The sequence below is a fragment of the Simiduia litorea genome (assembly GCF_042853465.1).
In the GTDB taxonomy this organism is placed as follows: Bacteria; Pseudomonadota; Gammaproteobacteria; order Pseudomonadales; family Cellvibrionaceae; genus Simiduia; species Simiduia litorea.
Map to the genome: position 1 here is coordinate 3,738,317 of NZ_AP031497.1, position 23,248 is coordinate 3,761,564.

The following is a 23,248-nucleotide window of genomic DNA, read 5'->3' on the forward strand; positions in this document are numbered from 1 at the left end:
CCACGATGAAATGGATGCTACCCTTCTTAACCCTTCTGTTATTAGGCTGTAACCCAGACAGGTCAAACGAGGCGAGCATCGAGTCAGCACAACCTGAGGCGGCCTTCAACTTGGCGCAGGTGCAGAAGGATTACCCAAATACGCCCGTGACGGTGCTAGACGTGTCAGAGCGCGATTTAGACGGCCGCAATGCCATTGCCGTCACCTTGTCGGTACCGGTCAACCCAAAAGATAACATCCAACGCTATTTTAGTATTAGTGCCAAAGGCGGCACCTTAGTAGACGGCGCTTGGACTGTATCAAAAAGCGGCAAAACCGTTTGGTTCCCCTACACCGAGCCCAATACCGAATACGACATCACCACCTATCAAGGCTTGGAAGCCGCCAACGGCCAACGCCTCGCGAGCAATCATTTTACCTCGCTACGCACTCGGCACTTAAGCCCCAGCTTTAATTTCGATACCCGAGGTAACTTTCTAAGTGCCGGCATCGGCAACGGCCTGCCCATTTCCAGCGTTAACGTGAATGACATTAACATCGATTTTTTTCGCATTGACAGCGATAACATCCGCCGTTTTTTGCAAGAGATGCACGAGCGCGGCAACTACTATTGGGGCGTCGACCAACTGACCCAATTGGGCCAGCTGGTTTATAGCGGCCGCTACCAACTCGATGGCGATAAAAACACGCGCACCCAACGCACCATTGATGTAGGCAACAACAAAGCACTGAAAGACGCAGGCGTCTACCTCGCCGTGATGACCGCTGCGGGCAAGTACGATGACAAGCAGCTAGTCTGGTTCGCCGTTACCGACCTAGGCATTCACGCCCGCCAATACCAAAACCAACTCGATGTTTATGTATCCTCTCTAAATTCGGGCAAAGCCATTGAATCGGTCACCGTTAGGCTATTGAACGCACAATCAAAATTGTTAAGCGAGCGAACCACCACCCCAGACGGTTTGGCCAGCTTCACGCCGATAGACGCGAATGCCCAGCTCATTGTGGCGCAACAAGGCGATCACTACTCGGTCATTGAAGTGCACAAGCCCGCGTTAGATCTGTCCGAATTCGACTTAGGTAAACGACCACAATTGCCCGTGGAGTTGTTTATTTATACGCCGCGCGATTTATTTCGCCCCGGTGAAATAATCGATTTCAATGGCCTCATCCGTGACGGCGATGGCCGCCATGCGGCGGCAACTGTACTGAACGCCGAATTACGCAGCCCAGATGGCAGTAGCGTTAAAACCTTTAAGTGGCAAGCGCAAGAAGCTGGCTACTATCACTACCCCTGGCAAGTACCCAGCAATGCCATGCTCGGCAACTGGCAACTCATTGTCACCGGCAGCCTAAAGCAGCCAGTAAGCTATAGCTTTAAGGTGGAAGAGTTTTTACCCGAGCGCATGAAGTTAAGCTTCAACGTCAACGCAGAGAGTACTGAAGGCGAGCGCATCGTCAGCCAAGCGCAAGACGACATTTCTGTACCAGTATTAGGCGAATACCTCTACGGCGCGCCAGCGGCGGGCAACCGTTTGAGCACTCAGGTGTTTGTTAAACCTTGGCGCAATCCAGTCGAGGCCTTAAAAAATTACAGCTTCGGCAATGTTAACGAAGCAAATCTAAAGCAAGAGTTCGACCTCGAGGATATTAACCTCGACGATCAAGGTCAGGCACTACTCAACATCGAATCCCAATGGCACTCGGCACAATCGCCACTACAAGTAAAACTGATCAGCAGTTTATATGAGTCCGGCGGCCGGCCCGTGTCGCGTGCTTTTTCTACCCTGGTTTGGCCGCACGAGTATTTACTGGGTATACAAGCGGAGTTCGGCGACAAAAATCCAGAGGCCAATAGCCGGGTTAATTTTGACCTGGTGAAGGCATCTCTATCCGGCGCGCTCGCCAGCGCAAACAACATCGACATAAAACTGATCCAAGAAGACAGGCAATATTTTTGGGTTTACGACAGTCACCAAGGTTGGCACTACGAGTGGACCGATAAAGAATTTGTCGAACAAAGCCGCACGATTGATTTATCCGATGAGCAACCGACGCGTATTCAATTACCGCTTAATTACGGCAGTTATCGGCTAGAGGCCAGCGACCCCGCTTCGGGCCAAATGACCAGCATTCGCTTCTACGCCGGGTACGATTGGTACAGTCGCTGGCAAGATAGCCAGTCCGGTGATGCCGCAGCACGCCCAGATAAAGTCATTATCGCGCAGGATAAAGCACATTACCGCGCCGGTGATACTGCCCAAGTAAACATCTTGCCGCCAAACGCCGGCGAAGCGCTAATTATGGTGGAGTCCGATGGTCCATTGTGGATGAAGCGCATCAGTGTCAGGAAAGAAGGCACCACTATCGGCATTCCTATCGATAAAAACTGGCGCCAACACAACCTCTACGTCACCGCCCTGGTATTGCAACCCGGCCAACAAAAAAACCTTATCACCCCCACGCGCAGTTTTGGTTTAGCGCACTTAGCGCTGGATCGCAGCGAGCGCAAGCTGGCAATATCCCTCGATGTGGCGGAAAAAATATTGCCCGAGCAAACCTATAACGTCGAGCTTGAGGTAAGCTCGAGCGGCGCTAACACGAATGATAATGTATTTGTCACGCTTGCCGCCGTTGATGTGGGCGTGTTGAGCATCAGCAATTTTCAAACACCCGATCCTTTTACGCATTTTTTTGGCCAGCGACGCTACAACGTGGATAGCCGAGACATCTATGGCAATTTAATTGATGTGAGCAACGCTGCAAAAGCGCAACTACGCTTCGGCGGCGATAGTGATATCAGTCGCGGCGGCAAGGAGCCTCAGTCAGAGGTTCAAATCGTTTCGCTGTTTAGTGGTTTGGTTAAGCTCGAAAATGGCAAGGCCAGTATTCCATTGCAGATTCCAGATTTTAACGGCCGCTTGCGGCTCATGGCAGTGGCCTTTTCCGATCAAGCCTTTGGCCATAGCGAAACTGAAATAACCGTTGCCGCCCCCATTGTCACCCAACTATCGCTGCCGCGCTTCCTCGCCTTGGGCGACACATCATCGCTCGCACTTGATGTGCACAATTTAAGTGGCGCCGAACAAACGTTGGATATTCAACTTAGCGCCGATGGTCCGGTGAACCTGTCGGCCGGTGCGAAAACCATCGTCTTGGCCGACAAAGCGAAGGCCACACTGCTCTTCCCCATCGAAGGCACTGGCTTTAGCGGCGCAGCCAATATTTCTTTGACGGTTTCTGGCAACGCAACAGAGGCGTTTACGCGGCACTGGCAACTCGGTGTACGACCAGCCTACCCAGCCGTTGTCCAACAAGACACTAAAACCTTGAACAACCAAGACGTCTTCCAACTCGATGGCGAGCAGATAAAGCACTTATTGCCCGAGTCTGTGCAAGCGTCAGTCAGCGCATCGGCGCAGGTGAATTTAAATATCGACAGTCAACTGCAAAATCTGCTCGCCTACCCCTACGGTTGCCTAGAGCAAACCAGCAGTCGCGCCTACCCCTTAACCTTTGCCAGCAGAGAAAATCAGCAGCGCTTTCATTTACCCGTCATCGAAGACGCCAAGCGCTTTGACATGATCCAAAAAGGCATTGATCACATCGCCACCATGCAGCTCAGCAACGGCGGCTTTGGCTTGTGGAGCAACAGCTCCAGTGAAGAGCACTGGCTCACAGCCTATGTAGCCGACTTTTTATTGAATGCGAGGGCTGCGGGTATTGCCGTGGCACCAGAGTTGATTGATAAAACCCTGCGTCGGTTAACGCAATACATCAGTCGCTCCGGCAGCTTCGTCGACCAGCGCTGGAGTGAAGATAGCCGGCACTACACCTTTGCCTATAAAGCCTATGCCGCCTATGTGCTAGCGCAAGTAAACCAAGCGCCACTCGGCGCCCTACGCTCGCTGCACGACAACCAACGCTCGCATGCAAAAACCGGTTTAGCGAAAGTTCAACTTGGGCTTGCGCTGTTGCGCATGGGCGATGCGACCCGTGGCCATGCTGCCATCAAAGAGGGGCTGCAAACCAAAACCACCGGCCGGCAATACTACGGCGATTACGGCAGCGATATTCGCGACACGGCGATGGTTATCCACTTGCTACTGGAAAATAATCTGTTTACGGCAGAAGCCGCCACACTGAGCTTTTCCTTGGCTCAAGAGCTGCGCAGCCAAGACTGGTTGAGCACGCAGGAGCGCAACGCGTTATTTTTAGCCGGCATCTCGCTGCAAACTCACCTTGCCAACAGTTGGCAAGCCAAAGTGATACTGGGCGCAGCCGAAACGGCGATCAACCAAGATAGTCGCTACCAAAAAAATCTAAACAGTGCGGACTTAATCTCAGGCTTTAGTATCACCTCACTGAATGATAAACCCATTTTTGTCGCCAGTACGATCAGTGGCTACAGTAAAACCAAACCCGCCGCGCACAGCAACGGTTTGCAAATAGAGCGAACCTGGTACGACAAATCTGGGCAACCGGTGCAGCCACATCAAGTCTCTGTCGGGGATCTGTTTATAGTGCACCTTCGCGTCAGCGCCGATAAGCGCACGCCCGATGCGCTAGTGGTTGATTTACTACCCGCGGGCTTTGAGTTAGAAAATCAAAATTTAGACAGCGCCATCAAACTGGATAACTTCAGCATCGATCAGCAACCGCTCGAACAACTGATCAACAACACTCAGCTTAAGCACCAAGAATACCGCGATGATCGCTACGTCGCGGCGCTTGATGTTAACCACTACCAAGCCGCTCATCTGTTTTATTTGATGCGCGCGGTCACGCCGGGCAGCTATCAAGTGCCGTCGCCCTTGGTGGAAGATATGTATCGCCCCGAGCGCAGAGGCTTAGGTGAAACCTTTGATGCCATTACGATTAAAAACGTCGCGAAATAATATCACTAAGTCATGCAACTCATGAAAGTTTGGGGGCGGCGCATTAGCCGCCCAATGTATAGGCTCTTACCTAACCGCAGGTTGCAACAATTACTCCGTCGCAGCGCATTGCTGGGCGCAAGCTTGGTGCTTTTGTTATTCACTCTTGATCGATGCTTACCGTTACAGCTGCCGACCGACAATCAATTCTTTGCTCGCACCCTCGTCGATGAATCGGGCCGACCGCTGCGCGCCTTCGCCGATCAATACGGTATCTGGCGCTACCCCGTCACGCTCGAGCAGGTGTCGCCTAGCTACATCGAAGCGCTACTCGCCTACGAAGACCGCTGGTTTTGGCAGCACCCAGGTATTAACCCCATAGCACTTGCACGAGCGCTGGTGCTAAATATTCAACACAGTCGCATCGTCTCGGGTGGCTCCACCCTGTCCATGCAAGTGGCGCGCTTACTGCACCCACACTCACGCACCCTCATGGGCAAACTGCAGCAAGTGTTTCGCACCCTGCAACTCGAGTGGCACCTGAGTAAAACCGAGATATTAACCCTTTACTTAAATATCGCGCCCTTCGGTGGCACCATCGAAGGTGTACAGGCGGCAAGCTATACCTACCTCAATAAATCCGCCGACAATCTCACCGATGCCGAGGCCGCCTTACTCGCCGTGCTGCCACAATCCCCAACCCGTTTAAGGCCCGACTTACACCCTCGAGCTGCCGAGCTTGCGCGCAATAAAGTGCTCGATAGATTACGCGAATTTGAACGTTGGTCGGCGTCGAGAGTTGCCGCCGCAAAACTTGAAACGGTTTATGCGCTACGCGCCCAGCAAGATCAAGTCGCGCCTTTGTTAGCGCGCCGCTTGGTCCAACAAGGTAATGGCCAACGCGCCATTGAGACAACCATCGATGGCGAGCTGCAACGCAGCCTTGAAGATTACTTGGCCAACGCCATCAATAATTTTCCGGCGCAAACTTCGGCGGCGATCTTAGTGGTGGATAATCGTAACTCGGCGGTAAAAGCCTATTTAGGCTCGGCAAATTTTGCCGACAAAACGCGCTTTGGCCACGTGGATATGATCACCGCCATTCGCTCACCAGGTTCTACCCTGAAACCTTTCCTATTTGCCAAGGCCATCGACGCGGGCATGATTCATTCGGAGTCGTTACTGGCCGATGTGCCGCGCAGCTGGGGAGATTATCGCCCCTCTAACTTCAACAGCGGTTTTATCGGCCCAGTATCGGCTACTAATGCCCTACAGCGCTCACTCAATATGCCCTTTGTCGAGCTACTCGATCGCTACGGTCCGAAACGCTTTAGCACCGAGCTCGAAAACGCCGGTTTGCAACTTCGCACCCCAGGCGACGAGCCTAATCTATCGCTGATTTTGGGGGGCACAGGCACTAATCTTGAACAACTGGTGCAAAGTTATACGGCGTTCGCCAATCACGGGTTAGTGCAACCTCTGAGCTATTTAAAAAAGCAGTTAACCGAACCAAAACAACCGCGCTACCTCGTCTCACCGCAAAGCGCCTGGATAACGCAAAAGGTGCTAGCCGACATCGCAAGACCGGGGTCACTCAACACTTTAGCGCATACGCAACAGCAGCAAACACTGGCTTGGAAAACAGGCACCAGCTACGGCTTTCGCGATAGCTGGGCAATCGGGGTGAACGCAAACTACACCATTGGCGTTTGGGTAGGCAGGCCAGATGGCACTGCACTGCCGGGGCACAGTGGGCGAGAATCGGCAGCGCCCTTATTATTTTCCGTGGCCGACTACTTGCGCATCGGTCGCGTCGACATTACACAACCCAAAGGTATTTCTCAGCAAGACATATGCTGGCCACTCGGCACAGCGCCAACAGCCTTGACTCAACAGGACGAAGAACAGACACAGAGTTTTTGCCATCAGCGCCGCAAGGCGTGGATTGCCAACGATGTCATTCCGCCAACCTGGCATAAAGCCGACAGCGATAGCTGGCAAGGCAATCCGTTTGTGTTTTGGAAAAGACAAGTTGCTGCCGATGAAAAAGGCACTGGCTGCCAACCACAGAGCAACCGAACTCGGAGCGAGAGAGTATCTGTTGCGCTCTGGCCAAAGGTACTAGAGCCCTGGATAAAATACCAATACACGCGAGCGGCACAAATCCCCTCGGCAAACAGCCTCTGCGATGGCCAGTATACTCACGCCAGTAGCCTAAAAATAATTGGTATTAGCGACGGCAACATTTACCGTGCGGCAAACAATTCGCAGACAAAGCCAAGCATCAGCCTAAGCAGTATTGGCGGCTCCGGCCAACGTCATTGGTATTTTAACGGCGTTCGTAAATACAGTTTAGATGCCCAGCAAGTGGTCACCCACACGCTCAAGCAAAAAGGCGTGCTACAGATAGTAGTGATAGACGATGCGGGAAATTTGGATCGCGTCACCATAAACGTTTTATAACAGCCCGAGCTACGCAGCGGGCAAAAAAAATCCCCGCTCATCGGCGGGGATTTTTTAAACGTTGTAATCTTTGTCTTTATATCGATGCTATTTAAGCGCTCTCTTCCGTTTTCAAGACACCGCGACGAATTTGGTCGCGTTCCATAGACTCGAACAAGGCCTTGAAGTTACCCTCGCCAAAACCTTCATCTTTTTTGCGCTGAATAAACTCGAAAAAGATAGGACCAACCAAATTTTCAGAGAAAATCTGCAACAATAAACGTGGGTCGCCTTTTTCGATAGAACCGTCCATCAAAATACCGCGCCGCTGAAGTTCATCCACGGGTTCACCATGGCCCGGCAAACGCTCCTCTAACATCTCATAGTAGGTTTCCGGCGGCGGCGTCATGAAGCGCATACCGCGCGCCTTTAATCTATCCCAGCAGGCTGGTAGATCATCACAGGAGAAAGCCACATGCTGAATGCCTTCGCCGTTGTAGGCCATTAAGAACTCTTCAATCTGGCCGTTGCTGCCGGCTTCTTCATTGAGCGGGATGCGAATTTTACCGTCGGGTGCGGTCATCGCCTTGGAGGTTAAGCCGGTGTACTCGCCTTTAATATCGAAGAAACGGATTTCACGGAAGTTAAACAACTTCTCGTAATAGTTGGCCCAGTAAGCCATGCGGCCACGATACACATTGTGCGTTAAATGATCGATAACCTTAAAACCACAACCCTCGGGGTTGCGATCAACGCCTTCGATGAACTCAAAATCGATATCGTAGATAGATGCACCTTCTTGATAACGATCGATCAAATATAAAATTGCTCCGCCAATACCGCGGATAGCCGGCAAGCGCAGCTCCATCGGCCCAGTGGGAATATCAATAGGCTGGGCACCATTTTTCAGCGCTAAGTCATAGGCCTCGCGCGCATTTTTAACCCGAAAACCCATACCACAAGCTGAAGGGCCATGCTCTTCGGCATAGTAACCGGCAGGCGATTTGCGCTCGTAATTGACAATAAAGTTGATACCGCCTTGGCGCCAAAGGGTGACATCTTTAGAGCGGTGGTTGGCCACATGGGTAAAGCCGAGTATATCGAGCACCGGCTCGAGAACGCCTTTTTCACGCGCGGCGAACTCGATGAACTCAAAGCCATCAAGGCCCATAGGGTTTTCAAATAAATCAGCCATGTTTCTCTCCTCACTAGTCAGCCGTGCGTAAATAACGCGTAGATTGACGCTAGTATAGCCATCGGTAAAGACGCTTTTTGCCTAATACGCCCTCCTAGAAACACATTTAAGACAATTTCAACCTAAATAACGCTAAAACCAGAACAATACCATCAAGTATTAGCGAATTGACACCAGCTTTCCCCCGCACATTGCACTTTTTAAAAGAAAACGACTAGAAGCCGCCACGCTAACTACCCAACACAACGTCATTGCCCACCCCCACTCATTAGCAGCCTAATACCCTGCGGTACAGCCGATTTGTTATGGCCTTTAACCGCAGGTTTAGTAGATACTTGAGGCCTAACGCCGGTTCACTCGACGTTTAAAACAGCAAAATGGAATTTAAGAATGAACAAAATACGACTTAGCGTTTTACTCACCTTGGTATGTTTTGCCTTCACCTCGGCATTACAGGCGGCGCCGGAATTGAAGGGCAGCCCAGAAGAGCTCAAAGGCTTTCTACACCCCAGCAGCCAAACCTTATTTATCAGCGATAGCGCCGAAGAAACGGCCTACTCAGATCAAGCCATCGTTAACTTGCTAGTTACCACGGAAGAAAAAACCCTTGGCAGCGCACTGGAAAAAAACGCTGCGTTGCGCAACAACATAAGAACCCAACTGACGGCACAGGGCATTGCAGCCAACGACATCAAAAACTCCAAATTCTCTTCGTCACCAGAGTTTGGTTGGTTCGGCAAAGAGCCGAGCAGCTATAAAGTTGTAAATCGTATGTCGATTAAAATTGAGCAGGAAGCCTCACTACAAAACATTGCCAACATTTCCGACCAGTATAAGGAGGTGGTGCTATCCGGCACTCAATTTGAACACTCGAAAAAAACAGACGTTAGCCAAAAGGTGAAAACCTTAGCACTGAAAAAAGTAATGGAAAAAAAGGCTTTTTACGAGTCCACACTGGGCATAAAACTCACACCCCTGTCCTTTGACGAGTCTGTTTCGGATGGTTTACCAACCGAAGGGGCCAGCCAGCTTGAAGAAATTGTCGTCACGGGTGTTAGAGTCAAAAGCGATAGCTACTCGTCGAGGCGACAGTACGAGCCAGTAAACCCCGCAAGCTCCTTTGATGAAATAAAATACACTGCGCGAATAAAAGTAGAATTCAGAGTCAATTAAGCCTAAGGCCCTAAGCCTGCCAAACTTACTTGGCAGGCTCGCCGATTGCTAAATTCAACGTGAGACGCCACAGCTTGGCATCATTTGGCGCCACCATCACCGTTTCATCACCCGCTTTCATTTGCTCCGCCAAACTATCGGTATTGGAATTAGTGGGTTCGAAACCTAAATTGAAATAAGGTGTCTTTCCGGCACCATGCCACGCATTATAATTAAGCCAGAGAGCCAGATGAGGTACTTCCTCGGGCAAAAAGGCGAAGGTTAATTTTTCGCCCGAATCAGGTCGCTCCAATCCCACCTGAACCGGCTCGCCAGCGCGCTCAGCCTGCAGCTTGGCATCGGTGAAAATTTTCGCCGCAAAAGCGGGAACACCTTCACCTGGAACTTTCGACATATCATAACCAAATTTGGTCACCGGCCATTCAAAACACTCATGACGAATGGTCGGCGCCACATCGCTGGACCAAGCCGTACGCATTTTTTGGCCAGCGGGTAGATGCAGAGTCATGCCCGGCAAAATATTAATAATGGGGTGCATACACCAAAAAAACGGCATGGGGTGCGAAGACTTGTTATCAACTCGATACTCTAACTCGAGGTCGGCATCACCTGCGGGCAATCGCATCATGCGCTGAAACCGGTAGGGTAAGGCTTCACCCTGTACCTCTAAGTGCAATATCGCCGTGCCTTGCTCGTCTACAACCGCATTGATGAGCTGCCAAGACTGGGAGAATATTTCGCCGTGATCGGGCAGCAGCGATCCACCCCAAATACCGGCCGAGGTGGGCAGTCTGCAGGTATCGACCGTTGGCACACATTCATCAATCCCTCCCGTGTCATGAGCGCGCACGTAGTTATCGCCATAACAGGCCGGCCGATAGGGCAGCGCTTCATTGCGCCACAACCATTCTACGCCAGTCTGCCTAGACTGCAGGCTGATGATTTTCCCACCCAAGGAGGGAATCACTGTTACCGACATTCGGTCATTGGTTAATGTAAAGGCCGAAAAACCATCTACATGAATCAACTCTAGGGCCTGCTGTTTTTTATTTTTCATAGTGCATTAACTCTGAAGTATTTTCAGGGGCAAGCTTAAAAGCTCATCACCAGATCCTGCAAAGAACCAAATAATCGACACAAAGCTCGCCACCGTAATAAGATACCAAACGGTAGCAAATGTTTGTCCATATCTATCCAAAGGCAGCAAATGACTTTGGTGTCGACCGCGCCACTCTGCGAATATTTCTAAACTGCCAACAATCAACAAAAAACCCAACAGGGCAAGGCCCAAGGTGTAGCTCAACCACACGCCTAACGCAGCTGCAAGCATGCATAAAACCAAGCCTACTTTACTGTTCATCGAAAAGGTAATGCTTTTTAAGATGTGGCCGCCATCGAGCGGCAGAATTGGTAACAAATTGAATAGATTTAACAGCGCGTTAAAAACCGCAAGGCCGGCAAAGAAAATATTATCGGTAAGCGCGAACAGGAGCAGGCAAAGCAACGACATGCCCAAGCCAAATATCGGTCCCATAATGGAAATGACGACATCCTGCCAACGGGTGTTAATTTTTCCATCGGTGACCGCTAAACCACCAAAAAATGGAATCAAATAAATGCCTTTGGTCGGCATATTAAAATAGCGCATTGCGCGAATATGACCGTACTCGTGCACCACAAGACAAGCGATCAAGGCAATGGCAAACTGAAACGAAAAAAACCAAGAGTAAGCCGCTATACTTGCACCGGCCAACACAACCTTAATAATCTTGGCGCTTTTCAGTAATTTAAAACCCAACAAGCCCAAGCCCACTAGGCTAAATTTCGGCTTTTGGTCTACAACTTGCTCCGGTACTTGCTGCTCAATATCTTTGCTAGTGCGTTGGCCAGTTGTATATTCTTCACCATCCACCAAAATGCGGTAACTGAAGGCGAAGGGTTGCCAGCTAAGCTGTACATCTAACCGAACCTCAACTTCCTGTGGCAACTCCGTTTGCGGCTCTGAGCCCACGACTGGGCGCGCCTCGGTTAGCCGGAACTTGTGGCTACGCGCAATGGTGTCATCCGCAGAAGCGGCCAGCTCCGAAACCAAAACACCGCCAAAAAACAGCTGTTGCCAACCCGCCATCGAGCCTTCCAAGCGCAATGATTGACCCAATACATCTATCCTAAGTAATTCCACAACCGTCTCTATTCCGCAATCCCAACCAAGGCGCCAATTATGCCCGTACCCAGGTAGATAACCAAGACTTGTGCCTAACGGTGAAAATTTTGGTGGACAAGCCTATGCTCAACTCATCGACGGCCACACAACAAATCCAACACGGGAGCCCCATTGGCTCGAAAAGATACGTTAAAGGTAATTAAAGATCACTTGAGCGGAAGGCAACAACAGCGAGCAAGAACTCAAACCCACAAACCAAACATCCTGCTCTGCGAAGCGGATACCGAGCAGCTGCTGGGGAGCAGCCAATTAATAAACAGATTTTTCGATGGATTTGACATAACTAAATGACGGTTTCGTTAACTCAGTGTAGTTCCAACTTTAGTGTGGAAATTCACCGTTAAAATAACAGTTTAGGCCGTCAGATCGCATTCTATCCTCAACACGCCTTAAACATAACCAATGACGACCTCAAACCCCACATTCAACTGTTTGACCATGAAATCTAGCTAACAACCGAGAAAATATGGCAAAATTCGAAACACATCTAACGCTCGGAACCGGCAAATGAATATTAAGTTGCAGGGGCTATCCCTCTCAGTTTTGGCATTTTTCAGCCTTTATCATCTTGATACTAAGGCCGCTATTTACACCTGGGTTGATGCCAACGGTAAAACCCACTACAGCGACCAGCCTTTAGATAAGAAAGCCGCACGCGAAGTTGACATTGCGCCGACAAATATTATGGAGGGAGGCAAGGCAATAACCGAGAACGCCGCGCGCGCCAAAGCGCAAGCCGCAAGCGAGACAGAAAGTAGATCAAAAACGGCTAAAAAGAAATATGACCCCTGTAAAGATGACCTAGCCATGTACCGCGCTTTTACCGAGCAACAATTCTCAAGCAACGGCCGCCCAAAACGTTACTATTTAGACAATCCAGATGGCAGTTCTATGACAGAAAAACAACAAACCGAGTTTATCAATAACTTAGGCGAAGATTTGAAGGAGAGGGGCTGCATCTAAACGTAGAGTACTGGACTTTAAACTTGGATTAAAAAAAAGCTTTTTAAACTCTCGCCAACATTCTACATCAACACACCAAAGACTCTGGCAGATAGGATCACGAAAAACGAAACAGCCTGAGCGTATCTGATTACAACGCACCCTCCCTAGATACCTTGTGTCAGATAAGCTCAGACTCTACAGTGACCTCAAACGTGAAAACATCCGTAGGCGAATGAACTATTGCTATGCTTAGCTCTCTACTTTTACTGTGACAGACTTTTCTGCACCGCCAGTCTCCAAACGCCGCAACAGCACATAGAATAAAGGCGTAAAAAACAAACCAAAAATAGTCACCCCAAGCATACCGGAGAATACCGCAATACCCATAACGCTACGCATTTCGGCGCCGGCGCCTGAGGAAAACACCATCGGCACCACGCCCATGATAAATGCGAAGGAGGTCATCAAAATGGGTCGCAAACGCATGCGGCTAGCAGTAATTGCCGCTTCTAAGGTTGCCATACCACGCTGCTCAAGTTCCCGAGCAAACTCGACAATCAAAATAGCATTTTTACTCGCCAGCCCCGCAAGTACAAACAAGCTCACCTGGGTGAAAATATTATTGTCACCACCAATCAGCCAAACGCCAAATAGCGCCGATAATATCGATAGCGGCACAATACTAATCACCACCAAAGGCAAGGCTAAACTTTCATATTGCGCTGCCAAAACAAGGAAAACCAAAAGTAGACACAAGGGCAGAATATAGACAGTTGTATTGCCGGCCAACACCTCTTGATAAGTTAATTCGGTCCACTCGAAAGCGATGCCAGGCGGTAATGTTTGCTCTAGCACGCGGGTGATTGCATCTTGAGCCTGACCGCTCGAATAACCTGGCGCTGCATTGCCATTTAAATCCGCTGCAAGATAGCCATTGTAATGCGCAGCACTTTCAGGCCCATAGCTTTCAAGCAGTTGCAACACTGCGCCCAATGGCACCATATCACCTTGTTGATTGCGCACCTTTAACCGCAGCGCATCATCAGGCGCATCGCGGAATGGCGCATCGGCCTGCACGATAACCTGATAAGTTCTACCGAACTGATTGAAATCATTGACGTACAGAGAGCCTAGGTAAATTTGCAAACTGTCAAAAATTTCTTTGATATTCAAACCCAGCTGCTTCGCTTTGGTACGATCTACATCGGCATAAAGCTGGGGCACGTTTATTTTGTAATTAGAATAAACAGCTGCCAACTCTGGCTGCTGCCACGCCAACTGCTGCGCTTTCTCCACTGCCTCCGCTAAGGCCTCATATCCAAGCCCGGCGCGATCTTCAATTTGCAATTTGAAACCACCGGTTGTCCCCAAGCCCATGACCGGTGGTGGCGGGAAAACGGCAATAAATGCCTCTTCAATACCCGCGTATTTCATTTGCAGTTTGTGTGCAATTGCACCGGCAGAAAACTCTTCGCTACCACGTTCGGAAAAAGGCGCCAAAGGCAAAAACACAATGCCAGCGCTTGCGCTGCTGGTAAAGCCATTAATACTCAAACCTGGGAACTGCACCGCGTGATCGACACCCGGCTCAGCCAAGGCGATCCGACCCATTTCTTCGACTACCGCTTGGGTACGTGACAGCGTGGCACCATCGGGCAGTTGCGCAAAACCGATAAGATATTGTTTATCTTGCGCCGGTACAAAGCCTTTCGGGATAACCATAAACTCGCCCGCGGTGATCACTAGCAGTACAACATAGAAACCCAGCGCCAACGTTTTACGCCCTAGAATGCCACTGACACCACGCGCATATTGGTTAGAACTACGACTGAAACTTTTATTAAACCACGCAAAAAATTTGCCAAATACTTTCTCCATACCCAGCGTTAGTTTGTCCTTAGGCGCATCGTGTGATTTAAGCAGTAAGGCGGCCAAGGCTGGGCTTAAGGTTAAGGAATTAATCGCAGAGATAACGGTGGAAATGGCAATCGTTAACGCGAACTGCTTATAGAATTGCCCGGTAAGACCACTCACAAACGCGATAGGCACAAACACCGCCACCAAGGTGAGTGAGATCGCGATGATAGGCCCGCTCACCTCCTGCATGGCTTTGTAGGTTGCCAGCAACGGCGCCAAGCCTTCTTCAATGTTGCGCTCGACATTTTCGACAACGACGATGGCATCGTCTACCACAATACCAATCGCCAACACCAAACCAAATAGAGACAAGGTGTTGATGGAAAAGCCAAACATCCACATCAGTGAAAAGGTACCAACAATGGAAACCGGTACTGCCAGCAGCGGTATAATGGACGCGCGCCAAGTTTGTAAAAACAGAATTACCACCAGCACCACCAGCGCCAATGCTTCCAGTAGTGTTTTTACAACAGCCTTGATAGATGATTGCACAAACACCGTGGGGTCGTAGACAATGCGAAACTCTACATCTTGCGGAAAGTTTTCACTCAGTTCCGCCATTATTTGGCGCACACCATTAGAAATCTCAATAGCATTGGCACCGGGCGCCTGAAATATAGGAATGGCGACTGCGGGTTGGTTATCGAGCATGGAATTCAAACTATATTCCGCCGCGCTTAGCTCGATGCGAGCCACATCATCTAAACGCGTTACTTCGCCAGTACTGCCAGTGCGAATAATAATCTCGCCAAATTCCTCAGGGCTACTCAAGCGCCCCTTGGCGCTAATCGGTAGCTGCACATCAACAGGACTAGCAAAGGGCGCGGCCCCAATCACACCGGCGGCTACTTGTAAATTTTGCTCTTGTATGGCGCTAACAACATCGCCGGCCGTTAAGCCGCGCTCGGCGATTTTCTCAGGATTAAGCCAGATGCGCATGGCGTAGTCGCCAGAGCCAAATAAACGCACCATGCCAACGCCCTGCACTTTCGCCAAGGCATCCTTAATATTTACCAGCGCATAGTTGCGCAAGTACAAGGCATCGTACGTTTTTTCCGGCGATACTAAATGCACCACCATGGTCAAGTCGGGCGAACTCTTGGTCACCACCACACCCGCTTGACGGGTCACATCTGGCAACCTTGGCAGCGCTTGAGAAACCCGATTTTGCACCATTTGCTGAGCCAAATCGGGATCCGTGCCAATTTTGAACGTCACCGTTAAATTCAACCGGCCATCTGTGGTTGCCTGCGAAAACATGTACAACATATTTTCCACGCCACTTAACTGCTCTTCTAAAGGCGTGGCTAAGGTTTCTGCGATGACCTTCGGATTTGCCCCTGGGTAAGCAGTACTGACTACCACCGAAGGTGGAGCTACTTCCGGGTATTCTGATACCGGTAATTGAAACATGGCAATTAAACCGCCAATAAAAATCAGCAGTGAAATGACACCAGCGAAAATAGGTCGATCCACGAAAAAGCGAGAAATATTCATAAACTATTAACCATGACGAAACGCAGTAACGCACCGCAAATAGAAAACTTGCGGTGCACTGGTGTGGCTTAGCGGTAAATTACTTAGTGTGTGCGAGTGCTGGTTCAGCGGTAACCTTTTGCGGCTGCACCGGCATACCCGGGCGCACGTGAGACAGGCCATTGACAATAACTTTTTCGCCCGCCTCAAGACCGGTGCTCACGACGCGCTGACCGCGTACATAATCGCCCAACACAACTTCGCGATACTGGGCGATATTTTGTGCATCAACCACCATCACAAATTTCTTGTTTTGGTTGGTACCTACGGCGCGCTCTGGCACCAACAGCGCCGGTACTTCTTGTGCGGCCCCTAAACGCAAGGTGGCAAACATGCCCGAGGTTAGAGCACCATCGGCATTGTCGAACAGTGCGCGTGCACGGATCGTGCCCGTGCGCGCATCCAACTGGTTATCAAACGAGGCAATATGACCGTGATAAACAACGCTGTCATCGGCCGCCAACGTCATCTCAACCGGCATCTCCGACGCTGTCTTTACGTTGCGCACAAAACGCAGGTAACTCGACTCATCGACATTGAACTCGGCAAACAATTTGTCGTTAGCTACGATGGTCGCCAGAATCGGAGCACTGGCGCCGGCATCCACCAAATTGCCCCGCGTCAATTCGGCGCGACTGATTCGACCCGAAATAGGCGCCTTAATTTGTGCGTACTCGAGATTAAGTGCAGCTTGATCCAGCTCCGCCTGCGCCTGCAACACCGCAGCATCTGAAACCTGCTGATTAGATAGGGCCGTGTCGTACACACTTTGTGCGACTAATTTTTTCTCGATCAACTGACTTACGCGCGCCAATTCATCCCCTGCTAAGCGAGCGCGACTTTGTGCCGTGGTTAACTGCGCCTTGGCTTGCTGAACCTGCGCTTGGTGCGGTCGCAAATCAATCACGAACAATGACTGCCCCTGCTTAACCAAATCACCTTCGGCAAACAGCACTTTCTCAATGCGGCCACTCACCTGAGGCTTTATGTGAACACTTTGCACCGGCGCCAGACGGCCAGAATAGCTGACCCAAGCGCGCACGGCCTCGGGCTGTAGCTCCAACAATTCAACGTGGGGCGGTGGTGGCGCCATGGGTTGCTCAGCAACACTTGGCCCACTTAAATAGGCCAAGCCAAAGCCCGTGCCCAACAGACCTAGCACTAGCCCTCTGGGGGCGATTTTTCTCCACAATGCGCTTGCGCTCATAACCTCTCCATGCACCACACGGGTGGGCTCAATATGACTGATGGCGGCAAGCATACATACCGGTTGGTATGGCTGTCAACGGAAGCCGCGATAAAATGCCTAAGAAAACACAGCGCAAACAGAGGCTCTCGGGCTTAAAGCTTGCTTTACTGGGCTTCAGAAGGTAATTTAGATCAGTCCGGAACTATAACCATACCAACCGGTCTATTAAAAAGAGCATTGAAGAGCCATACGCCATGACAGTCGCACAAACCCGAACCCACCTGTTAGATACTGCCCTCGATTTGATTTGGCAGAGCAATTACAACGCCGTTGGCGTCAATGAAATTTGCAAAAAAGCAGGTGTTACCAAAGGCAGCTTCTACCACCACTTCGAGTCCAAAGCCGAGCTCTTTTGCGAGGCAACCGATTACTACTGGGAAAAAATACGCGGCGATTTGGATGGCTTACTGTCACCAGTGAACACACCACTCGAGCAATTGCACATGTGGATAGATTATTTGTTCGAAAAGAAAATTGGCAACGACCCAGAGCACATGCCGGGCTGTCCATTCTTTACCGCCAGCCAACAATCCGGCTGCGGCGAATCAAAAATTATGGCATCCATGCAATCCATGGTAAATCGCGCCGATAAATACAACTTAGCGCTCATTAACAATTTAAGAAATGGCGGCTATTTAGATGACAACCTAGACACAGAACAGGTCTCTCGGTTGCTGCAACACTATATCCACGGCGCACTTAATCACGCGCGCCTGATTCAGGACCTCGCCAACATCCGGCGCGACCTGCCTTTAGGCGTGTATCGCATTATTGGTCTTAAAGCGGAGTTCTGGCCGGAGCATACCAGCCTTTAAAACATCGACACGGCAAATGCGACACTCATACAATCCATGGGCGTCTCCAGCTCCCCTTATGGAACGCCTGAATATCTCCCACTCCACTCAGGTGCACACCAAGGGCGACAAACACATTCACACTAGCAGCGAGCGGTTAATTTTCTGCCTGTAAAACACTATCCCCAGCTCTAAACCAAAGACACTGTACTGCGAGTGGACTCATAAATTTCGTATCGCCCGATTCGTCACCTAACTTTGCCAAGTCATTCAGCTGTTGGTGATTTTCTAACTCCAGAATCCAAACTTGCTCAATATTCCAATGCGTTCAGGTACGATTACGACGGTGAAATTACCCAATACTGAAAATAACGGTGAAGTCGAAAAACAAAACACAGCTCGGTTTACTAGTTAGCTAATACACCTACCGAGCATGGGCAGGACGATGTTACGAGGGGATAAAAACCTGGCGAGAAACAACATTGGGTTAATCAAGGGTAGCGCCCTTTTGATCATTCTGTATCCACGTTTCCAAGTGCACGCGCTGTGCGGACCAAGAATTGAAACAATAAGCCCAAGCGCCAGACAAACACGCCCCCTCGCCTTGCCGCTGCAGTGCAAATACAGAGCTCGCCTCTAGCCCCACCTGTGCATAGGCCTCGAAATCGGTGGAAGAATCGCCAAAACCGGCAGCTATCACCCAGCCTTTATTTTGGTACTGATTCAATACCCGCGCCTTAAAAGCCGCATGATCAACACTGTCTTCAGCGCTTCCCGGCACATGAATACTGCCTTCCGGAAAGCCGTTTTCAGCTAACCAGCTAGGAATGCCTCCCTGTAGCAGCGCAACACGTGCACTCAAATAGATAATTTTATAACCGTGCTCGGAAAACAAATGCACTGTGCTGGCGGCATCTTGGCGCACAGAAAATATCGCTGACGGCTTCGGCGTCAGGGTGCCATCAATATCAAATACAACGGCCTTACTATTAGGCACAGGCGCTTGATAAATAGGAAAGGACGTCAATGTACATCCCGAACACAAGACACCGAACATGAGTAACACCGGATAATGTCTGTAGCGAATACTCAATGTTTAACTCCTTAAACCGTTTGACGCTTTCAGTGGATAAAACCTTTTGGGGTGTAAAGCCACTCTAGAATTAAAACGCTAGTAAAAATATTTTTATATTAGGCTAGAAAAAACCTAAGAAAACCTATTGAAGCAAAGGCTTCCTACAACTTTCACTACAATCCGCCCTCTATCATCGCAAGAATTTTACGAGCCTTAACGAAATGATCTAACTTATGGGTTTTTATCCACCAGGTAGCAGCCTCCATGAGCAGCTCTGGATCATCATTTTTATTGGCAAAGAATGCATAAAAGGAAACGCCCACATCCTCACCTTTAACGGCGATTTTTTTGCTGCAAACCTCCACTATCTTCGCTCTTAATGCTTGTCTCATCGATCACTCATACCTTTGGTCACGTGGCTATACGAACAGCATACTAGCGTCGCTAAACATGCACTATGCCAGCCCTATCTCACCTTGCCAACACAGAGTCGTTTGCTAAGTTTAAGGAGCGGGGTTTCTACTCGCCAACGTTTTGAGTCGAGTATTGTAAGCCGTTACATACACGGCATTGTATTCATAGTCGGAAATTCGCAAAGCTACATCGTTGGTAAACAAACCAAAACCGCAGAACAACCTAAGTATTTCAGCATGCTCCTTAAACGAATGCGTGATTTCATAATCAGGAACCGCTAAGTATTGGCCGTCAAACCGCAGGAAGTGTGCATGCCCATCTTTGAAGTCGGCTTCAGCATGAGCAAAACCTCTGGCCAAGGACGCAACCGGGTCTTCAGCGACGCTAACGAGTACTTGGCCTCTGTTAATTTCCGAGAAAATATAAAAAACAACAATAAAGAACAGCGCTGCGCCCATGGTGATGAGGCTTTTGTAAATACTCGTCATTTATTTTTACCCGCCATACCTGCAAAGCTCACAAAATCATCCCAACCCCAAACACCGCATCCCGCCCTGGTTCACCTAAATCGAGAACGTTCTTTTTTAACTGAGCTACGGCATCAGAAGTGGTTAAACCTTGCGCCATGGCGCAAGCCAAACGCGCGGTAACAATAGGCGTGGCCATGGAGGTTCCCGTTTCTCGACCATAGGCCAAAGGCTGTTGCTCAGATTGCGCACGAACGGTTAACACCGACACTCCCAGCGCCGCAAAATCCACCTGCTCACCCTGGTTAGCCCAGCGATATATATTGTGCTCGCTATCTACTGCCGTGACGCCGATCACTTGCGGGTAGGCCGCTGGATAAAGTGCCGGGGCCGCCGGACCTTCATTACCAACAGCGGCAACCAAGGCGATTTGTTGCTGAGCCAATCGCGCTACGGCGAGCCCCAACAATTGATTGGGAGGCCCGGCGAGCGATAAATTAATGACCTGAACCTTTTCTGTTGCCAACCAATTTAACGCCTGCAATAAACTCTGGGTGGTGGCTCCTTGGGAATAATCGGAGCGCGCATAAAACGCAGAGGCGGCAAATAAATCGGCGTTTACTAATGATGCATTCAAGCCCTCGCCGCTACCGATTAATAGACCGGCTACCGCTGTGCCATGCGCTGACGGTGCAGCTAATTGTGCAGGTAAAAATGATTCACTGACGATAGTGGCATTGGCAAACGCAGGGTGGTTTGTCTGTACCTGGGTGTCCACCATGCCCACCCGCACCGGTGCAGCGCAAGTAACGGCATCTCTTTTATCGAACTCTGTTGTGGGCGTTGCGCTAACGCCAAGATCGCGCGCCGTAGCCTGTGTTTGGCTGGTAAAAATGTGATTGCGATCTAAGCTCGCCCGCCAAGACGCAGGTAAAAGTTTCTCTAAAGCGGCGCGGGAATCCAAGGCCTCACTAGCTTGGAAGCGCACCAACACCAACCCCAAACCCGGCATGGGTTCGCTGCTCAGAACGTCAACACCGGGCAATTGTGTTAACTCACGTTGCTGCTCGACCGGCATCCACACTAACCACTCCCGCGCCACCGCGCGCCAGCCGTCCTCCACAATAACTTCCACATGGGCGAGCTGCCCGGCCGGATTGATAATGGGCAAGGCGTTGGGCAATTGCGCGAGAGGGTTAGTTAAGGCTCGGGCGATGGGATCGAGCGCGGCGTCACGTGCCAAGGCCTCGGCCTTTCTGGCTTCTTTTTGTGCTGCCAGTGCGGCTTCATCTAGGCGATTACCAATGTCATTAGCCACATCACTAGCGCTGCGCCCGAGCTGATCAATTTGTCCGGTGACAACTTGAGTTGCCGGCAGTTGGCCATAACTCGTGACTGGCAGCACACAAGCGTAGATGAGCAAGCCGGCGATGAGCACCGTGCGTTTTATCGTCATGGTCGTTATCCTTAGGCCGCCTATCGATAATCGACAGATCTAGGCCGCAATCATTAATAAGCCTACCTGTTCTAGACGCGTTGAACTAGAACCATTAAGGCGTACAAGGGGCTCAAAGCCAAGCCCTCAGTAAGATAACGACCCCGCTCGAAAAATATTCCCTATTTTCGGGAATAAAAGCCAAGCCCGCACGTTAACAGGTTGTAACAAGGGGAAACTAACCAATGCACAACGAATTAACTGAACTACTGCCGGCCTTAAGACGCTTTGCCTTCTCCCTTACAGGCCAGATGGCGGATGCCGACGACCTGCTGCAAAACACGGTGGAGAAGTTATTAGCAAAACCTGCACCTAGCGACGTGCCCTTGGCAAAGTGGGCTTTTCGGGTTTGCCGCAACCAGTGGATCGACGACTACCGAGCTCAAAAGACCCGCCAAACAGCGGCGCAATCACCCGAACTTACCGAGGGCCAAATTATTGATGGCGAACACGCTATGGAACAGAAAATGACACTCGACCGCGTCAACCGTGCCATGCAGACACTGCCCGATGAACAGCGCTCCATCATCGCCTTAGTTTGCCTGCAGGGTTTAGCCTACAAAGATGTGGCAGAAATTTTATGCATTCCCATGGGCACGGTCATGAGCCGGCTCGCCCGCGCCAGAGCGGCGCTGGCCAACACCTTAGATAACCCCGCCGAGAGGATTACAGCATGAATATTAACGACGAAAAACTATCGGCCTTTTTAGACGCAGAGCTACCGGAGGCGGAGATGAGCGCCATACGCGAGCGCATCGCCGACGACGAAAGCCTCGCCAACCGTTTAGCCGAACTGGCAGCGGTGGACAGCCAGCTGCAAGCTTGCTATCAACGCATTGACGAGCAACCTATGCCGACGGCCATCACCGACATGATTGCAGCGAGCGCCAAACAACAGAGCGAGCAAGAAAAACCAGCGCCAAAAACCAGCGCCAAAATTTTTCATTTTCCCCAGTTTGCCCCGCAACATCTGGCCATGGCGGCTAGTGTTGCGCTCGCCATCGGTATTGCCATGAACCACTGGCTAACCCCAGGGCTAAGCGCCGATACAAACTGGCAGGAACTAGCACAAGCGCTGGACACTTTACCCAGTGGCGAAACCCTGCAACTTAACACCGGGGGCGAGCTAACAACAAAAGTGTCGTTTACCAATAGCGACGGCCAATGGTGCCGCCAGTATCAAGCCAGCAGCCAAACTGACGTGACTCAAGGTATCGCCTGCCGCAATCATCAAAGCTGGCAATCAGTAGCCGTTCTGACTCTTGCTAACACTGAAACAACTAACGGCCAGCAATACCAAACCGCGAGCAACGATAAAGCCATTGTGGAACTCGTAGATAAAATGGCCGTGGGCAATTTTTTAAACCGCAGCCAAGAAGCTAAGGCAATTGCCGAAGGCTGGATAAACAACAATCAAACTCAGCATCAAACAACCGAAAAGTGAG

The 23,248-nt window shown here is 50.4% G+C and carries 16 protein-coding genes; 7 read left to right on the forward strand and 9 right to left on the reverse strand.

Annotated features, from left to right (window positions below; genetic code table 11):
* The first annotated feature begins 5 nt into the window (after positions 1-5).
* Together ACGHTT_RS16680 and pbpC are read left to right on the forward strand one after the other, a co-directional pair.
* Positions 6-4,898: an MG2 domain-containing protein gene (locus ACGHTT_RS16680; RefSeq protein ID WP_390592094.1), complete on the forward strand. Its 4,893-nt coding sequence runs from the start codon at positions 6-8 to the stop codon at positions 4,896-4,898.
* Positions 4,899-4,952: 54 nt separating this feature from the next.
* Positions 4,953-7,340, forward strand: a complete 2,388-nt coding sequence (pbpC, locus tag ACGHTT_RS16685) for a penicillin-binding protein 1C (protein WP_390592096.1) — start codon at positions 4,953-4,955, stop codon at positions 7,338-7,340.
* Positions 7,341-7,431: 91 nt separating this feature from the next.
* On the opposite strand, the gene hppD is transcribed toward pbpC, so the two are convergent.
* Positions 7,432-8,514, reverse strand: coding sequence for a 4-hydroxyphenylpyruvate dioxygenase (gene hppD, locus ACGHTT_RS16690; protein ID WP_390592097.1), 1,083 nt, complete (start codon positions 8,512-8,514; stop codon positions 7,432-7,434).
* 390 nt (positions 8,515-8,904) lie between these two features.
* On the opposite strand from hppD, the gene ACGHTT_RS16695 reads away from it, so the two are divergent.
* Positions 8,905-9,687 carry an SIMPL domain-containing protein gene (locus ACGHTT_RS16695; RefSeq protein WP_390592098.1) on the forward strand — a complete coding sequence of 261 codons (783 nt, stop codon included), beginning with the start codon at positions 8,905-8,907 and terminating at the stop codon, positions 9,685-9,687.
* Positions 9,688-9,712: 25 nt separating this feature from the next.
* Here the strand turns inward: ACGHTT_RS16695 and ACGHTT_RS16700 are convergent, their stop codons facing one another.
* Both ACGHTT_RS16700 and ACGHTT_RS16705 read right to left on the reverse strand, forming a co-directional pair.
* Entirely contained in the window at positions 9,713-10,744 is a 1,032-nt protein-coding gene (locus tag ACGHTT_RS16700) for a DUF5107 domain-containing protein (RefSeq protein WP_390592099.1), read from the reverse strand.
* Between the two features lie 6 nt (positions 10,745-10,750).
* Positions 10,751-11,869, reverse strand: a complete 1,119-nt coding sequence (locus tag ACGHTT_RS16705; RefSeq protein WP_390592100.1) for a site-2 protease family protein — start codon at positions 11,867-11,869, stop codon at positions 10,751-10,753.
* 549 nt (positions 11,870-12,418) lie between these two features.
* Between ACGHTT_RS16705 and ACGHTT_RS16710 the strand changes: the two genes are divergently transcribed.
* A complete protein-coding gene (locus tag ACGHTT_RS16710; protein ID WP_390592101.1) occupies positions 12,419-12,874 on the forward strand; it encodes a DUF4124 domain-containing protein in 456 nt (151 codons plus the stop codon).
* 231 nt (positions 12,875-13,105) lie between these two features.
* Here ACGHTT_RS16710 and ACGHTT_RS16715 read toward each other — a convergent pair whose 3' ends face one another.
* Positions 13,106-16,270, reverse strand: coding sequence for an efflux RND transporter permease subunit (locus ACGHTT_RS16715; RefSeq protein ID WP_390592102.1), 3,165 nt, complete (start codon positions 16,268-16,270; stop codon positions 13,106-13,108).
* A gap of 79 nt (positions 16,271-16,349) precedes the next feature.
* On the reverse strand, positions 16,350-17,516 hold the full coding sequence (locus ACGHTT_RS16720; protein WP_390592103.1) for an efflux RND transporter periplasmic adaptor subunit: 1,167 nt from the start codon (positions 17,514-17,516) through the stop codon (positions 16,350-16,352).
* A 236-nt stretch (positions 17,517-17,752) separates the two neighbouring features.
* On the opposite strand from ACGHTT_RS16720, the gene ACGHTT_RS16725 reads away from it, so the two are divergent.
* Positions 17,753-18,373 carry a TetR/AcrR family transcriptional regulator gene (locus tag ACGHTT_RS16725; RefSeq protein WP_390592104.1) on the forward strand — a complete coding sequence of 207 codons (621 nt, stop codon included), beginning with the start codon at positions 17,753-17,755 and terminating at the stop codon, positions 18,371-18,373.
* A 466-nt stretch (positions 18,374-18,839) separates the two neighbouring features.
* Here ACGHTT_RS16725 and ACGHTT_RS16730 read toward each other — a convergent pair whose 3' ends face one another.
* From ACGHTT_RS16730 to ACGHTT_RS16745, 4 genes are all read right to left on the reverse strand, one after another.
* Positions 18,840-19,445 carry a hypothetical protein gene (locus ACGHTT_RS16730; protein ID WP_390592105.1) on the reverse strand — a complete coding sequence of 202 codons (606 nt, stop codon included), beginning with the start codon at positions 19,443-19,445 and terminating at the stop codon, positions 18,840-18,842.
* A 155-nt stretch (positions 19,446-19,600) separates the two neighbouring features.
* On the reverse strand, positions 19,601-19,819 hold the full coding sequence (locus ACGHTT_RS16735) for a DUF6500 family protein (RefSeq protein ID WP_390592107.1): 219 nt from the start codon (positions 19,817-19,819) through the stop codon (positions 19,601-19,603).
* Between the two features lie 111 nt (positions 19,820-19,930).
* Positions 19,931-20,329 (reverse strand): hypothetical protein, encoded by a 399-nt coding sequence (locus ACGHTT_RS16740; protein WP_390592108.1) that lies wholly within the window; start codon positions 20,327-20,329, stop codon positions 19,931-19,933.
* A gap of 28 nt (positions 20,330-20,357) precedes the next feature.
* Entirely contained in the window at positions 20,358-21,764 is a 1,407-nt protein-coding gene (locus ACGHTT_RS16745; RefSeq protein WP_390592109.1) for a S8 family serine peptidase, read from the reverse strand.
* 224 nt (positions 21,765-21,988) lie between these two features.
* On the opposite strand from ACGHTT_RS16745, the gene ACGHTT_RS16750 reads away from it, so the two are divergent.
* Both ACGHTT_RS16750 and ACGHTT_RS16755 read left to right on the forward strand, forming a co-directional pair.
* Entirely contained in the window at positions 21,989-22,480 is a 492-nt protein-coding gene (locus ACGHTT_RS16750) for an RNA polymerase sigma factor (RefSeq protein ID WP_390592110.1), read from the forward strand.
* On the forward strand, positions 22,477-23,247 hold the full coding sequence (locus ACGHTT_RS16755; protein ID WP_390592111.1) for a hypothetical protein: 771 nt from the start codon (positions 22,477-22,479) through the stop codon (positions 23,245-23,247). The genes ACGHTT_RS16750 and ACGHTT_RS16755 overlap by 4 nt, the downstream gene beginning before the upstream one ends.
* The last annotated feature ends 1 nt before the right edge of the window (position 23,248 follow it).